We start from the raw sequence: 17379 nt of genomic DNA, 5'->3' as shown, positions 1-17379 counted from the left end.
CAGTGGTTAAATGGAACTGTACGCTAGCACCAACGAAGGTCTGCACCTCTGGACGCGCATAGTCTTTAGGTAATTTTAAAGGTGGCAACCCTGCTAATTGATATTTCCAGTAAGCAAGTTGCTTTTCTTGTACCTCACCTTGTAGCCAGGCACGTTGACCAACAGCAAAATCAGCGTAGCTTATTGACAATTCGGGTAGGTGTGGCGTTTCTTTGGTGAGAACTGCTTGGTAATGCTGACTGAGTTCACGGTTAAAGACTCCAATTGACCAACCATCAGCGATGATGTGATGCAAATTGATCAGGAAAATGTACTCGTCTGCCTTGAGTTTAAGCAGGGTAAAGCGGAAAAGTGGTGTTTGGCTCAAATCGTAACGCCAGAGATATTCATCCTTGCAAATCTCTGCAATGGTGTTTTCATCTGTAATCTCAATGACGTTGAGCGCTACCTGCACCGATGACTCGATTCTTTGTACTGGCTCTCCATTAATTATAGGAAAGCAGGTGCGTAAAGATTCTTGACGCGTAGCGATCGCTTGTAAGGCATCTGCTAGGATATCTGCGTTTAAGCTGCCGTGAATACGATAACTGATAACGATATTGTATGCAGGATTGCCTGGGTCAAAATTATTTAAGAACCATAAACGCCCTTGAGCAAAAGACAAAGGTGCATCACCTGCGATCGCTCTAGGAAGTATCTGGGGTAGAATACCGCAGGAATCGCTGAAGACGTTGACAATCTTAGCAGCCAACTGGGCGATCGTAGGAGCGGCAAACACATCTGATAATTGCAATTCGACTGCAAAGGCAGCGCGGATGCGAGAAACAATCTGGGTAGCTAGTAGGGAATTGCCTCCTAATTCAAAGAAGTTGTCGTCAATGCCTATTTTTTGAACTTCTAAGATATCAGCCCAGATATTAGCTAACATCTCTTCAGTAGAGGTATTTGGTGGTACAAAATCTACTTGGTAATTCCTCTGGTCTGGATCTGGTGCTGGTAGATTTCGACGGTCTACTTTCCCATTCGGAGTTAAAGGCAAAGTATCCAATACAACAAAAGTAGAGGGAACCATATAATCGGGCAACAACTCCAAGAGAAAGTCGCGCATTGTAGTGGTGCTAGGCGCTTTGTCTGGCTGCGTGACGATATAAGCCACTAGTTGCTGATTACCTATTTTGTCTTCCTGGGTAGTAACTACTGTCTGGAGTACATTGGGATGTTGAGCTAACACAGCTTCAATTTCTTCCAGTTCAATCCTGAAGCCCCGTACTTTTACTTGGTTATCGATGCGACCAATAAACTCAATGTTACCGTCGGCTAGGTAACGAGCTAAGTCACCAGTTTTGTAGAGACGTGTCCCTGGTTCATTCCTGAAAGGGTGATTAATGAATTTCTCTGTAGTCAAATCAGGGCGATGGAGATAACCTCTGGCAAGACCAGCACCACCAACATATAGTTCACCAATCACGCCAATGGGAACTAATTGCAGATGGCGATTGAGAATATAAACTTGAGTATTAGAAATTGGGCGACCAATGGGGACACAAAGACCAAGTTGGCTGGAGTTTGTGATCGGGAAACAGCAAGTGAAGGTCGTGTTTTCTGTTGGCCCATAACCGTTAATTAACTGACAGTTTGGCAACTCTTGTAAAGCTTTCTGGACGTGGGAAACAGATAGAGTATCACCTCCTACCAACAATTGACGTACAGGCTTTAAATCCTCCAGTCGCCAATCTACCATTAAGTTGAATAAGCCTGCGGTCAACCATAGGGTTGTGACTTGGTATTGCTGAATAATTTGCCCTAACTCCTCTAAAGACGGTGTGTGAGCAGGGGAAACCACTAACCGTCCACCGTTGAGTAAACAACCCCAAATCTCAAAAGTCGAGGCATCAAATGATATGGGAGCCAGTTGTAAAAAAACTTCTGCTGGAGTGAGATGAGCATAGTTAGCTGCTTTGACTAACCTTACTACACCACGATGGATGATGCTAACACCCTTTGGTTTACCAGTAGACCCTGAAGTGTACATAACATAAGCTAAATTGTCGGCTGTTATGGCACTGTGGGGATTTTCTTCACTGTTTTCGTTAATTAGTTCCCAGTCAGAATCTAAACAAACGACCTTGGCACTGCAAGCAGGTAATTTCTCAAGTAACGACTGTTGAGTTAACAAAACTGAAACTTGGGCATCCTCCAACATCAAAGCAAGCCGCTCTTGGGGATATCCTATATCTAAAGGTAGATAAGCTGCACCAGCTTTGAGAATTCCCAATAGCCCTGCTACCATCTCTAAAGAACGCTCAACGCAGATACCCACCAGCATCTCTGAGCCTACACCCAAGCTTTGCAAATGACCGGCTATTTTGTTAGCGCGGATGTTCAACTCTTGATAAGTTAGTTGCTCATCTCCAAATATTACTGCTACAGCATTTGGCTCTTGCTCGACTTGCTCTGCAAATAATTGATGGATACATTTATCTTGGGGATAGGCTACCTGGGTGTTATTCCATTGCGCCAGCAGCTGATACTGCTCAGTAGCAGATAGTAAGGGCAATTGCGTCAGATATTGCTGAGAATCAGTCACAATTCCTTGCAGCAAGGTTTGAAAATACCCCATGATGCGCTCAATTGTGGCAGCTGCAAATAAGTCTGTGTTGTAATCAAAATCCAACAGCAATTCACCATCTATCTCGACAACATTCAAGCTGAGATCAAATGGAGTAAAACTAATAGGTTTAGGGAATAAATCTGTCTCCAGCCCAAACATCTTGGGCAGAAAAACAGGTTGGTCGAAGTTAAATGTTGTCGCAATTAAAGGGGAGCGGCTGGCATCTCTGGCTATATTAAGTTTGTCAATTAGCTTGGCAAAGGGATAATCCTGATGTTCGTAAGCATTGAATAATTGAGATTTGAGATTTTTTACGTATTCTCCGATTGTTAAAGAGTCAACAATAGAACTTTTAATAGGTAGTATATGAGCGCAATAACCTACTAATTCTTCACTGCCAGCAAAAGAGCGTCCGGCTGTGGGAGTACCGATGATGATATCGTTTTGGTTTGTTAATCGGTGCAGCAAAGCTCCATAGGCTGATAGAAGAGTCATAAATAGAGTGCAGCCATTGTCTACGCTGAACCGTTTGACATCACTAGTCAGGCTAGGGTTAAGCCGCATCGTTTGTCTGCTACCCTTATAGGTTTTGATGGGGGGGCGAGAATGGTCAGTGGGTAGGTCTAAAATGGGGATGGAGCCAGCAAATTGTTCTAACCAGTAAGATTCATGGACTGCCATTGCCTCAGTTTGGCTTTGTTGCTCTTGCCATTGCAGATATTCTTTAAATTGCATAGATGGCTTTAAGTGGCAATCAGCACCCTGGCACTGAGCAGAATATAATGCACCTAACTCCTTGAGGATGATGCCCATTGACCAACCATCAACAATAATGTGATGAATAGTCAAAACCAACAAATGCAGTTGTGGCTCTAGTTTGAGAATTGAGAAGCGACAGAGGGGTTTTTGGTTAAAGTCGAAAGGTTGTTGGTTTTCTTTTTGGAACCAATCAGCTACTTGCAAATTGCGATCGCTATTATTTAAATTAGAAAAGTCAATTAAAGGAACCTCTACTATTAGAGATGGTAAAATCTCCTGCAAATCGTTCTGGCTGCTGATAACTGTACGTAGAGCTTCGTGACGGTTAACAATTGTTTGGATAGCTTGAGTTATTGCCCCTTGATTCAACAAACCTTTCAACTCCAGACCAAGGGAAACATTGTATGCTAGCGAAGCATCGTTCCCCATTTGTGCCAAAATACCTAATTGTTTTTGGGCTGCATTCAAGGGAATTGTGTCTGCTACTTGGGCAATAATCAGAGCTTGTTGAGATAAAAGTCTGGTTTCTTCCATCTCATGGGGAATGGTGACAGCTTCCCTAAATCCATTATCCTGTAGTAGTTGCCGCCATTGCCCTGCAGAAAGCAAGGGGTAGGCAGGTCGCAAATCATGGTCAGCAAATTTCCACCAACCTGCTGTTAACCCAAAAGTTAGGTCTAACCAGCGTTGGGGAGCTGTTGTCTCTACTAAAAGAAGTAATCCACCAGGAGCTAATAACTGCTGCACATGGTTGATTGTTTGTCTGAGATTTTGAGTAGCGTGGAGTACATTGGCTGCTATCACCAAATCATACTCATGAACACCAAAGCCTTGAGTAGAAGGTTCTTGCTCAATATCTAAAATTTGACATTTAATATTAGAGTAATTACTATATTTTTTCTCTGCCTTAGAGACGAACAAGGGAGAGATATCCGTAAATACATACTTAGTTTCATCGCCCAGATAAGGCAGAATATGTGAAGTTGTGCCGCCAGTACCAGCGCCAATTTCTAGGATTCTGACTTTTCGTCCTTGCCGATGCTGTAAAGCTGTAGAAATAACTTTCTGCACCAAGGTATTTATGACTACAGCCCCAGGAGAATCTTGATAAAGCTGGGTTGTTGTGCTTAAATCTCCTTGGGGAAATAACACTTGCAGAGCGTGGCATTCTCCTTGTAGTATCTGTGCTAGTCTTTGCCCACAACGCCCCAACAAAGTCAGTTCAGCTTTGGCGATTGGGTACTGTTGAATTAAAGTTGCAATCTCTGGTTCTTGTAAGTCTGTATGCTTTGGCAGTTGGGTAACTTCCCACTCTCCGTCTACGTGACGCAGCACCCCCACTTCTGCCAGCATAAAAAGTAAGTGATTGAGTAACGGCTGATATTGCTCGACTACGCCCATTTGCTTTGCAGCTAATAGCGTTGAAAAGCGATGGTGAAGAGAGAAATTCCATCCCATTTGTGCAAAAGCCCTGAGAACATAGTTGATGCTCAAGTCTTCCAGTTTGGTTAATAACTGTTTGTAAGCATCTAAATTTTGCTGGGAGGGCAATTGAGTGAATTCTGGTCTGAGGCGATCGCTAATGCTTTTTGGTGTTAGCATCGCCTCTGATGGCAAATGCTGACTTTTTTGAGTCGCAGTTGGGGAATGCTTGGAGAAAAAACCTCCCTGTTGCAAGTTATATATACAATCCTTAAAAGCTTGAATTATATAATCAATATCTTCTTCTGTATGCGCCGTGGATAGAAAACAGGAGCGTGCTTCCCAGATGTAAATTCCCTTCTGTGCTAGATGATAGAAGAGTAAATCCATCTCTAACGGCTGATATAGATAACTAATATTTCCTAAGAAAGTAAAACGTAAAATTGAACCACAATATAAGACTTTAATGGGAATTTTCTGTGCTTCAAAGTAAGCGTTGAGGGTTTCGGCTAACCGTGATGTTCTCTGATTCAACTGCTCGTGAAGTGCGGTTCCCTGCATCTTCAAGTACTTGAGTACAGCTCGTGCTGCCACCATAGCTAATGGATGCTTGGAGAAAGTCCCAGCAAAAAATGTTGTTTCAACCGCAGGATATGAATCATCACCGTAACGCCACAAACCGCCATCAATTCTATCCATGTAAGTCGCCTTACCAGCAATAATGCCAATGGGCATCCCACCGCCGATGAGCTTACCATAAGCGATGATGTCTGCTTGAATACCAAACCAAGCTTGCGCTCCACCAGGATGAATACGAAAACCTGTGACTATTTCATCGAAAATTAATGCAATTCCAGTTTCTTGCGTTAAATGCCGTAATTGTTGCAAAAATGCTTTGGGTTGTAGATCCGGCCGGCGGCTTGGTATCGGTTCAACCAAAACAGCAGCCAATTCATGAGCGTAATTTTTGATAATTTCCAGAGATTGGGGCGCATCATAGGTGAGAACTAAAACATCATCAACCATAGATTGCAATACCCCAGGAACCATCGGTGCAGAGCTTAATTCCCCATTGATATTTTCTGCGATCGCCAAAACACCATCAAAATGTCCGTGGTAAGAGCAGCTGAATATAGCAATCTTAGAGCGGCCTGTGGCTGCGCGTGCCAAACGCACGGCTGTCATCATTGCCTCTGTTCCTGTATTACAGAAGGTAACTCGCTCTACACCCGTTAGTTTACAAATCAATTGGGCTACTTCACCAGCAATTTTTGATTGAGTGCCAATTTGTATCCCTTGCTGTAACTGCTCTGCCAAAGCCTCAGTAATAAAGGGGGGATTATGACCAAAAAGGTGGACACCAAAACCCATTGTTAAGTCTATATATTCATTGCCATCGATATCCCAAAACTTTGATCCCAAAGAGCGATCGCCCACTATGGGATAACACATCTCTTTGGTTTCCAAACGAAACTGGTTTAATGCTCTCCTATCTGCCCAAATTGGCCGATAGGCTTGTGCTAGTTGTTTTGATTTTTCAGTCCGTTGGGTATAACGAGCGATCAGAGTTTCCAAATGATGCTGTTGTTGGGGATGCAATTGTCTGGACTGGGATTGTTCAACTTGCCAAAAAGGAATAGCTGAGGAAGATGGAGGGGTACTTGCTGGCAACTCAGGTTGAGTAGTAGCATCTGCCGATTGAGCAACTTGGTGATGCTGCGGTTGCTCTTGAGAATCGACAGTATTAGTTTCTGATGAAGGCGATCGCTTGGGAGGTAATTTGTTGTTGCTTAAGACTTCTAACTGCTGCGACATGATCTGAGACATTACCTGAAGCTGCTGCTGGATAATTCCTTGTAGCCCTGTCTCTGGTACTATCTGTTGATTTTCCGGTTCTGGTGTAGGTGTGACAACGATAGGCGGTTGAATTGGCTGCGGCAATTGTACTTGAGGCTGTGGCGCATCGATTTCAGTTTGCTGTTCGCCTAAATTTTGGTTGATGTAATTTGCCAGTGCATCCAGTGTTGTCAATTCTTCAAAGAACTGGCGCATGGCAATCTTCATTCCATAGGTATTTTCAATGCTGCGCGTTGCATTAGCAAGGACAATGGAATCAACCCCCATTTCTAGAAAAGGTTTATAAATATCTACTTCCAGTGGGGACAATTGCAGCAAATTGGCAATTAACAAACTCAATGTTCCCAAGATTTTGTCTCGCTGGGTGGTTTGAAAGGAAGTATTTGCCTGGGAGTTGGAGTCTTTTGTTTTCATCAGTACACTCTTGTCATCAAACCAGTGAATTTTTTGCTGAAAGGGATATGTAGGAAGTGATACCCGATTTTGTGAGTAGTCCCGATTGAACTCGATCCAGTTGATATCTGCTCCCCGGACGTACAAAGTAGCAAGGCTTTCCTCTAACACTTGCCAGTCATGCTTAATTGGGTTTAAAGAAGGTAGCCAAAGCGCGTTTGTTGTGGAGCGATCGCGTTGACTCATACTGCATAGAATCGGCTTCGATCCTATTTCTAGAAACAACTCGTAACCTTGTTGTAATAGATAATCAATGCCGGCGCTGAATTTCACAGCTTGGCGAGTGTGTTCTCGCCAATGGTGAGCGTTAAGTACAACCCCTGGCGGTATCAGTTCCCCAGTTAAATTAGAAATGAGTGGTAAGCAAAGCGGTTGCAGCGAAACTTGGTTAATAGCTTCTGCCAACTCATCCAGCATCGGTTCCATTAAAGGAGAGTGGAAGGCATGAGAAACTTTTAAACGCTGAGTTTCGATTCCTTTTAATTGCAAAGCAGCAATTATTGCTCTGACTTCTTCACGCCTGCCAGAAATGACAATATTTTGTAAGCCATTAATCGCGGCAATACTTACCTGCTGTGCGTAAGGTTGAATGGCTGCTTGCACCTGATTCTCATCGGCGAAGACTACTACCATCTCACCATCTTGGGGTAAAGCTTGCATCAAACGCGCTCTTTTAGCAATTAGCTGCAAACCATCTTCCAGGCTGAATGCTCCCGCTACACAGGCAGCAACATACTCACCCACACTATGACCCATGACTATTGCTGGTTCTATGCCCCAAGATTTCCATAACTCAGCTAGGGCATATTCAAAGGCAAATAAGATGGGTTGAGTATAGGCAGTTTCATCGATGGGAGAACTTGTACCTGGTGGGTAAAGTACTGACAGGATTGATTTTTCCCCAAGAGGACGCAGGATTTCATCACAGCGATCAAGCACTTGGCGAAATTTCGGATCTGTCTCGTATAACTGACGACCCATGCCTATATATTGTGACCCCTGACCCGTGAAGAGAAAGGCTACTTTCGGTTGACTCGTACCCAGCACTTGCTCACAGAAAATTCCTGGCAGTTTTTGTCCGGTAACAAAGGCAGCTAATTTGTCCCTCATGGTTGCAGTCGAGTCAGCCACCACACTCAACCGATGATTAAAGTGCGATCGCTTGGTACTAGCACTAAAGCAAATATCTTCTATAGCTAAATCTAAGTTAGCGGCTAAATAATCTTGATAACGCTGTGACAATTGCTTTAGCGCCTCTAGTGTCTTAGCTGATAATGTCAACAAATGCCATGAGCGTTTTGTATTTGCTGGTACTACTGGGGATGGTGGGGCTTCTTCCAGCACTAAATGGGCATTAGTGCCACTAAAACCAAAGGCACTCACTCCCGCCAACCGAGGGGTTGTCCCTGCTCGCCAGGGCGTTTGTTCAGTTGGTACGACTACCGGAATTTCATTCCAGCTAATATAAGGATTGGGCTGCTGAAAGTGTAAATTAGGTGGAATTTCCTGATGCTTGAGAGCTAATACCACTTTGATTAAACCTGCAATTCCAGATGCCGCTTCTAAGTGACCAATGTTGGTCTTTACCGAACCAATTATCAATGGCTGGTCTGGGGAGCGGTGCTTACCAAAAACTGTTGCTAACGCCCCCACCTCGATCGGATCGCCCAAAGATGTGCCAGTGCCATGAGCCTCTACATAACTTATTTCCTCTGGCTTGACCCTGGCATTCTTCAGGGCATGAGAAATCACAGCTTGTTGAGCCGGGCCATTGGGAACAGTTAGTCCACTGGTGCGCCCATCCTGGTTAACTGCTGAACCACGAATTAGGGCTAAAATGTTGTCTCCATCAGCTACTGCATCTGACAAACGCTTCAGGACTATGACTCCGCAGCCTTCCGCACGCACAAAGCCATCGGCTGAGGCATCAAAGGTCTTACAACGACCATCGGCAGCTAACATTTTGGCTTTGGAGAAATTAATACTATATTCTGGTGACAGGAGTCGATTTACACTGCCTGCTAGTGCTAAATCACACTCTTGATTACGCAGACTTTGACAAGATAAATGAACAGCTACCAATGATGAGGAACAAGCTGTATCCACTGATAAACTTGGCCCTTGTAAACCTAAAATATAAGATAAGCGACCCGATGCGACGCTATGGGAAGTACCTGTTGCTAAGTAAGGGTCAATTTCTGTAGGCTCTCTAGTCAAAAGTCGTTGAAAATAATCATTGCTAGAGATACCAATAAATACACCAGTTTGACTGTTAACTAGTTGTTCGGGTAATAAACCTGCATTTTCCAGTGCTTCCCAACTGACCTCTAGAAGCAGCCGTTGCTGGGGGTCAAGGCTGGCGGCTTCCCGTGGTGAGATGTTGAAAAATTGAGAGTCAAATTCACGTAAGCGATCGACAAACCCACCATGCCGGGTATATGTTTTCCCCGGAGTATCTGGGTTTGAGTCGTAGTAAGCATCAATATTCCATCGATCTGGCGGTATTTCAGTAATGGCATCTACTTTATTGCATAGCAACTGCCAGAAAGCTTCAGGACTATTCGCGCTACCGGGAAATCGGCAACTCATCCCGATAATGGCAATAGGTTCAGTCTTGGCACGTTCTAAAGTTTGCAGTTGGGATTTCATTTCCCTAAGTTCCAGCAGTGCCTTTTTCATCAAAGATTGATGATCGGTATTTACGGAATTATTGCTCATAAAGCTTTGCCCTCCTCGATCGCTGCTAATTCTTGGGCTAGTAAATCTGCAATGTCATCTGGGGATAGTTCTTCTAACTCAGATTTTTTATTAAGTTGTGATTTGAGAGATGCTGGCGAGAATTCTGTTACTAATACTTCCTGAGTCAAATAATTAATCAGGGTTTTCATAGTGGGATAATCAAATATTAAGGTGGGAGACAAAGTACATCCCAGACTGGTTTGCAGACGATTTCTCAATTCCACAGATGTGAGAGAATCCATCCCCATCTCGAAAAATCCCTGCTGTGGATCTAGAGATTTAGATGGATTTAAACCTAAAACTTTGTTGACTTGTGAGCGGACATGAGCAATCAAAAGCTCTTGACGATCGCTTTGTTGAGCTGCTTGAAGTTGTTGGATGAATTTTACAGGAGCGATCGCTGGCTGCTCAGAAACTTCTGTAAAGTCAGCAAAGAAGGGTAAAGGTGGTGATTGCTTCATAAACTGCGCCCAGTTGATAGAGGCTACCCCAACCTGAACCAAGGGCTGAGACAATAACATTTCCAGCACTTCCAACCCCTGCTGTGGGGCTATGCTTCCTATCCCCTTAATTTTGAACTGTTCGGCTACCTGATGTTTGACGACAGATCCGAAATCAGCCCAAGCGCCCCAATTGATGCTTAATCCTGGTAATCCTTTAGCCCGACGAGCAGAGGCTAGGGCATCCAGAAAGGCATTTGCTGCTGCATGGTTGGCTTGACCTGAATTGCCCAGTAGAGAAGCAGTAGAGGAGAATAACACAAAAAAGTCTAAGGGCTGGTTTTGGGTCAAAACGTGTAAATTCCATGCTCCTTGGACTTTAGGAGCCATAACTCGTTGGAAACGCTCCCAATTCTGTTGCAACAAAATACCATCATCCAAAACCCCAACGGCGTGAATAACTCCCCGCAATGGTGGTTGGGAACTCTCAATATCCGCCAGCACTTGAGCGACTTGCTCTGCATCAGTAACATCAGCTTGGACTACCCTGACATTAGCACCTGATTGCTCTAACTCCCTCAACTGACTCTGCACAGAATCATTAGCAATACTACGCCCCACAAGCACTAAATGACGCGCTCCCTTTTCTACCATCCAGCGAGCCACCAATAACCCTAAATCTCCTAAACCGCCAGTGATTAAATAAGTGCGATCGCTAGAAAAGGCTACTAACTGCTGAGATAGAACAATTTTGCCAATGTGTTTAGCTTGCTGGAAGTAGCGAAAGGCACTAACTGCATCTTGTATAGAAAAGACCTTTCGTGGTAAAGGCTTGAGTTTGCCCTCTGAGAATTTTTGCATCAAGTGATTTAGCAGCGACTTGATCAAAGCAGGCTGTTGTTGACATACCTCCATAAGATCAATCACAAAATAAGAGACATCAGACCTGAGTTTCACTACTCGCTCCGCTTCCCAAATGCCCCTTTTACCAATTTCTAAAAAGCGACCTTGAGGACTGAGAATCGATAAACTTTTAGGGATGAATTCTCCTGTTAGACAATTAAGGACAATATTCACCCCTTTACCTTGAGTAATTGCCATAACTTGATCAGCAAAATCTAAGGTACGGGAGTTCATAATATGTTTTACTCCCAAAGACTTGAGAGATTCCCATTTACCATTACTAGCTGTAGCAAACACTTCAGATCCAGCCAACTGCGCTAGTTGCACTGCGGCTTGACCTACCCCGCCACTAGCCGCATGAATCAACACCCTGTCCCCAGGAGAGATTTTAGCCAGGTGGTGTAGCGTGTAGTAAGCTGTTAAAAAAGCAGATGGGATGGTTGCAGCCTCCTCGAAACTGAGAGTTTCTGGCTTCATGGCTACTAGAGCAGCGTTGACTGTGACATACTGTTGGCAACTGCCAGGAGTAATAGTTAAAACTGCATCTCCAATCTCAAAACCTTCTACTCCTTCCCCAATAGCGACCACCTCACCAGCACACTCCAGCCCCAATGAACCAGGATCGCCAGGGTACAAGCCTAGTGCATTGAGAACATCTTTAAAATTCAGCCCGGTGGTGAAAACTCGAATCTCTAACTCACCAGCACGAGGTTTACAGCGATCGCTAGGCTGTAGTTGTAAATTTTCTAGTTGTCCTCGCGTTGAGATACTGAGTTGAAATGGTTGGTTATGAGGAACATTCAAGCGGTTGGCAACTGAACGGCTACGTACTAACCTAGCCACTAGACGTACACCATCACGGAAAGCCACCTCATATTCGCCAACACCTAACCAAATCTCTGCAAATAAGTCTTGTACCTGACTCTCGACTTTGTAGGGGTCTAAATCCACTCGCACACAGTTAAGCTCTGGATGTTCTAGAGTAATGACTTTTCCCATTCCCCATAAAGGAGACTGTGCTGCTCCTAGAAAGTTTTGAGTTGTGGCTGGTACTGCACCTTTGGTTACTAACCAAAGGGAAGGCGGCGTAGAAAATCCTGCTTTTACCAAAGCTTGGACTAGATGTAATGTACTAGCACATCCTTTTTTTGTATCTACCTCTAAATCTACTCCTCTAGCGTCCAAACTCCACAGATGCACCACTCCTCGCAAAGGCTGGTTTGTTGCTAATGCCTGGAGGAGTTGTTGAAAGTCGGTCGGGTTGCTGGGGTCTGCTATGAATTTATCTGGTAGCTGTTTATACTCTTGTCCAGGGAAGACTAAAGTACAAACTTCTCCTTGAGACTGTAGTAATTTCGCTAAATCTTCACCAATACCAAAACTATCTGCCAAAATTAGCCAATGGCTTGGTTGAGATGTTGTGAGTTCTGAATTTATACATGGCACTTGGGCCACAATTACCGATTGTGGAAATACATTCTCTTTGTCAGAGCTAAGGGCTGTAGCTTCTGTAAATCCAGTTTGTTGTAATAATTTTAACCATTGGTTAGCAGAAAGTAAGGGATATTCTGGACGTAAATCGTGGTCGGTAAATTTCCACCACCCATCCAGTAAACCAAAGGTTAAGTCTGTCCAGCCCCTCCGGGCTGTTCCTTCCAGTAAGACTAACATCCCGCCAGGAGCCAATAACTGCTGTACGTGTTTGAGCGTGAAAGTTAAATCTCTAGTAGCATGGAGTACATTGGCTGCCAAGATTAAATCATATTCATGTAAATTAAATTCTTGATTTTCAGGTGGTTTCTCAATATCTAAAACCCGATACTCCACAAAGGGGTAATTGTGAAATTTCTTTTGTGCCTGAGTTGTAAAAAAACTGCCAATATCGGTAAATACATACTCTACTTGATGGGCGTTGAGGTGCGGCAGAATATAAGAGGTTGTTCCCCCAGTACCTGCGCCAATTTCCAAAATTCGCACCCCAAGTTGAGCAGGCAAACGCTCCAAGAAAGTGGAGATTGCCTTCTGCACCAATACATTCATGGGCGCGAAGGCGGGAGAATTTTCATATAAGCTGGCTGCTGTTGTGACATCCCCAGCAGGAAATAGCAATTCTAAGGGAGGACAATTTCCTTGCAGTACTTCTGCTAGTTTCAAGCCGCAACGCCTGAGCAAGGTTAGCTCCGCTTGGGCGCTGGGGTATTGCTCTAACAGGGTAATCCAATACTCTTGTGGATCTTGAATTTGCGGGACTGAAACTACTTGCCACTTTTGTCCTACTCGTCGCAGTATATCGACTTCTACCAACATCTCTAGTAGACGATTTAGTAGTCGATAGTGTTGGCTAACTATGCTTAATTGCTCTGCTATGAATGCAGTACTAAAGGTTGTCTGGGATTGAAACTTCCATCCCAGTTGTTTGAAAGCAGACAAAACATAAGCAACACTCAAAGCTTCCATTTGATGGAATAGCTGCGGTTGCGGACTGAACTCAGCTAGCACAGGTGTGAGGCGATCGCTAATTTCACTAGGAGTTACTAAAAAGTCCCGTGGTAGAGAACGGCTAAAATTCGCCTGGGGTCGCCATTCCACCTCATAAAGCCAGTCTAACCAAGATTTATCATTAGTTCCCAAGATTGCTTGTTGACTGGTTCGCTTACAGGAAAGCCCATCAACTCGGACTACGATAGTCCCGTTTTCATCGTACAAGCGTAAATCAACTATTAAAGTTTCTGGATGAGAAGCTTTAACAGGGCGTAACTGAGCATGACTCCACAGGTTCAGCCCCAGATGGTTGTAGACTTCTAAGCGTTCTACGGCTACGGGTAAATAAATTTCTGATTTTACTGTTTCAGGGAAAACTGCGATCGCCACTTGCAAGCAACCATCCAGCAACACCGGATGCAGATGATAATCCAAAGCTTCGGCTACTAATGTCTCAGATATCCGAATGCGCCCTAAAGCTTCTCCTTGCTGCCGCCATAGTTGTTCAATAACTTGGAAACTTGCACCGTAATTAATGCCCCTCTCTTGACACTGTTGATAGTAAGCTTTGACAGATATCTCTAGGAAACAGCGACTCCTTAACTGGCAGAGGTTTACTTGCTCTAGTTGTGGCTTTTGTTCTTTAACTACAATCTTGCCGGAGGTATGTAATTTCCATGATTCATCATCCGATTGCAAGCTATAAATCCTAAATGCAGACTCCGCAGAGTTTTGGCCCAAAATCAACTGCACTGTTTGGATTTTCTCTGCTGGCAAAATCAGCGCATCAGAGATGATGACATCCTCTATAACTAAATTCTCAGATTTGAACGTAGCGATCGCAGCGACTATCGCCATTTCTAAGTAAGCAGCAGCAGGCAAAACAGCTTTTTCGTAAACACAATGATGCTGGAGAAAAGCCGGTGCATCGCTAGCTAGGGAGGATTCAAACAAAATATCTTGATGAGCTGAACGTAACCGTTGACCCAAAAGGGGATGAAGAGAATTGGAAGTTGATGCTTTTTGATTTGTATCAATCCAGTATCGTTGGCGTTGAAACGGGTATGTCGGCAATGCAACCTTTCGTCGCTCATAGTCTCGGTCAAAGCCTGACCAATTCACCTGCACGCCTGCCAAATAAAGCTGACTTAAACTGTCGAGTATTTGATGCCAATCTTCTTGCCCTGGACGCAAAGAGGGCAGCCATAGACCAACTGTTTCTGGTAGGCACTTGCGACCCATTCCTAGTAGAATCGGTTTTGCTCCACATTCTACAAAAATTTCATAACCAGCACGATACAGAGCTTCCATACCTGCGGCAAAGCGCACTGGTTGCCGGATATGCTGACACCAATATTCAACTGTAGCTACTTCAGCCTTTGCTAACTCCCCAGTGACATTAGAAATGAAGTCAATTTTCGGGGGGAAATAAGTTATCTCACTTGCCACCCGCGTAAACTCCGCCAGCATTGGCTCTATGAGGGGAGAGTGGAAAGCATGGGAGACTTGTAGAGGTGTAGCCTTGATTCCCATTGCTTCTAGTTTTACTACCACTAAGCGGACAGTATCGCGCTCTCCTGAGATAACCACACTTTCAGGGCTGTTAAAGGCAGCGATTGCTACTTTATCTGCATAAGGTGCAATAATTGGCACAACCTGAGATTCTGAGGCTAACAAGGCCACCATTTCTCCATTAGCAGGCAACGCTTGCATCAGTCGTCCGCGTGCGGCAATCAACCTTAAACCATCTTCCAGGCTGAAGACCCCTGCGACACAAGCGGCTACGTATTCACCGACGCTATGACCCATTACTGCTGCGGATTTAATTCCCCAAGACTGCCATAATTCTGCTAAGGCGTACTCTATGGCAAATAAAACAGGTTGAGTGTATGCTGTTTCATCTATGGGTGAAGTTTCTCCTGCTTCTGGATAAAGAATTTTGAGCAAAGGTACATCTAGATAAGGGCGCAGAATTTCCTCACAACGGTCAATGGTGGCGCGAAAGGTCGGCTGTGTCTTGTAGAGCGTGCGCCCCATACCAATGTACTGTGACCCCTGACCTGTGAATAAAAAGGCTACTTTGGGAGAATTATTTCTATGTAGATAGTTGCTATATAGACCAAAAGTTTCCTGATTTTCCGCAAAAGCTTGTAGTTGCGCTTGCAAGTGGGTGGTGGACTCAGCGACGACAGCAAGGCGATAATCAAAATGCGATCGCCCTGTATTTGTCGTAAAGCACGTATCAGCTAGTGGTATTCCCAAATTTAATTTTAAATACTTTTGATAAGACTGTAGAAGTTCCTTGAGAGCCTCCTCAGTTTTTGCCGAAAGCGTCAATACATGGAGAGGGCGCTCAACTTCCGCCACTACACAATCTGGTGCTGGTGCTTCTTCTAAAACTATATGGGCATTAACACCGCCGAAACCGAAGGAACTTACCCCAGATCGTCTAGGGATCGAGTCCCCTTCTTTTGTCCTTAACTGCTGCCAATCTTTTGTTTCTTCTACTACGTAAAACGGACTATTATCTAATTTAATTCGTGGATTTAGTTGCTGATAATTAATTATTTTCGGCAATTTCTTGTGCTGCATTGCCAATAAAACTTTAATTATTCCAGCTATGCCGGCTGCTGCTTCTAAATGTCCAATATTTGTCTTGACAGAACCTAATCCACAATAAATTTCATGAGATGGGAGAATGTTGTAGTGTTGATAGAGTTGCGTAAATGCTCGTTTGATGCCATTAATTTCAATTGGGTCTCCTAATGGGGTTCCTGTACCATGAGTTTCGATGTAAGAGACTGTATTAGGTGGAATATTTGCCTTTGTATATGCAGAGCGAATGACTTGTGATTGAGCATAAGCATTAGGAGAAGTTAAAGTCCGGGCAGCGCCGCCATGATTAACAGCACTTCCTCTAATCACGCCATAAATATGATCTTTATCTTTAATTGCATTTTTCAGAGATTTTAATAAAAGAACTCCTGCCCCTTCACCTCGCACATAACCATCCGCTTCCGCATCAAAAGTTTTACATTGTCCTTGCGGTGATAACATACCCAATTTACTGAAAGAAACGTAATAGGTAGGAGTAGACAACACACTGACTCCACCGACTAACGCTAGCTTACATTCATTGTCTTTCAGCGCATTGATTGCCTGATGAAGTGCCACAAGCGAGCTGGAACAAGCTGTGTCTACAGGTACGCTGGGGCCATGAAAATTGAAAAAGTAGGATATACGATTGGGAATAATACAAGTATAAGTACCGGTGGCGATGTGACCTTCAATATGATTTTGGTACTTTTCCAGTAATTCTTTATAGTCAAAATTACAAACTCCGATAAAAACACCTACATTAGCTCCTGATAAGTCTGTAGGGGAATATCCAGCATCTTCTAGACATGACCAAGTAAGCTCAAGCATTAACCTTTGTTGAGGGTCTATGATTTGTGCTTCTCGTGGAGAGATACCAAAAAACAAGGGATCAAATTTGTCTGCATCTTCTATAAATCCACCCCATTTACTAATACTTTTGTTAATTTCATGGGGATTTGCAGAATATAACTTCTCCATATTCCACCGATTTGCAGGAACTTCAGTAATGCTATTGATTCCTTGCTCAAGATTGTTCCAAAACTGGTGATAGTTATTAGCCCCAGGAAATCGGCACGCCATGCCAATGATTGCAACTAAATTTTCTGATTGTGTCAT

The 17379-nt window shown here is 43.9% G+C and carries 2 protein-coding genes (1 of these 2 running past the window's edge); both read right to left on the bottom strand.

Annotated features, from left to right (window positions below; translation table 11 throughout):
* Window positions 1-9820, bottom strand: partial view of a non-ribosomal peptide synthetase/type I polyketide synthase gene (locus H6G18_RS19130; protein WP_190408688.1) — the 5' portion only. The gene continues 3839 nt to the left of window position 1, outside the view; the window shows 9820 of its 13659 coding nt (coding positions 1-9820); the start codon lies at window positions 9818-9820; its stop codon lies off the left edge, out of view.
* A complete protein-coding gene (locus H6G18_RS19125; protein WP_190408687.1) occupies window positions 9817-17379 on the bottom strand; it encodes a type I polyketide synthase in 7563 nt (2520 codons plus the stop codon). The genes H6G18_RS19130 and H6G18_RS19125 overlap by 4 nt, the downstream gene beginning before the upstream one ends.

Source organism: Anabaena subtropica FACHB-260 (genome assembly GCF_014697105.1).
Classification (GTDB): domain Bacteria; phylum Cyanobacteriota; class Cyanobacteriia; order Cyanobacteriales; family Nostocaceae; genus Trichormus; species Trichormus subtropicus.
The sequence above is the reverse complement of the archived record's forward strand: the minus strand, read 5'-3'. Positions and strand labels throughout refer to the sequence as shown.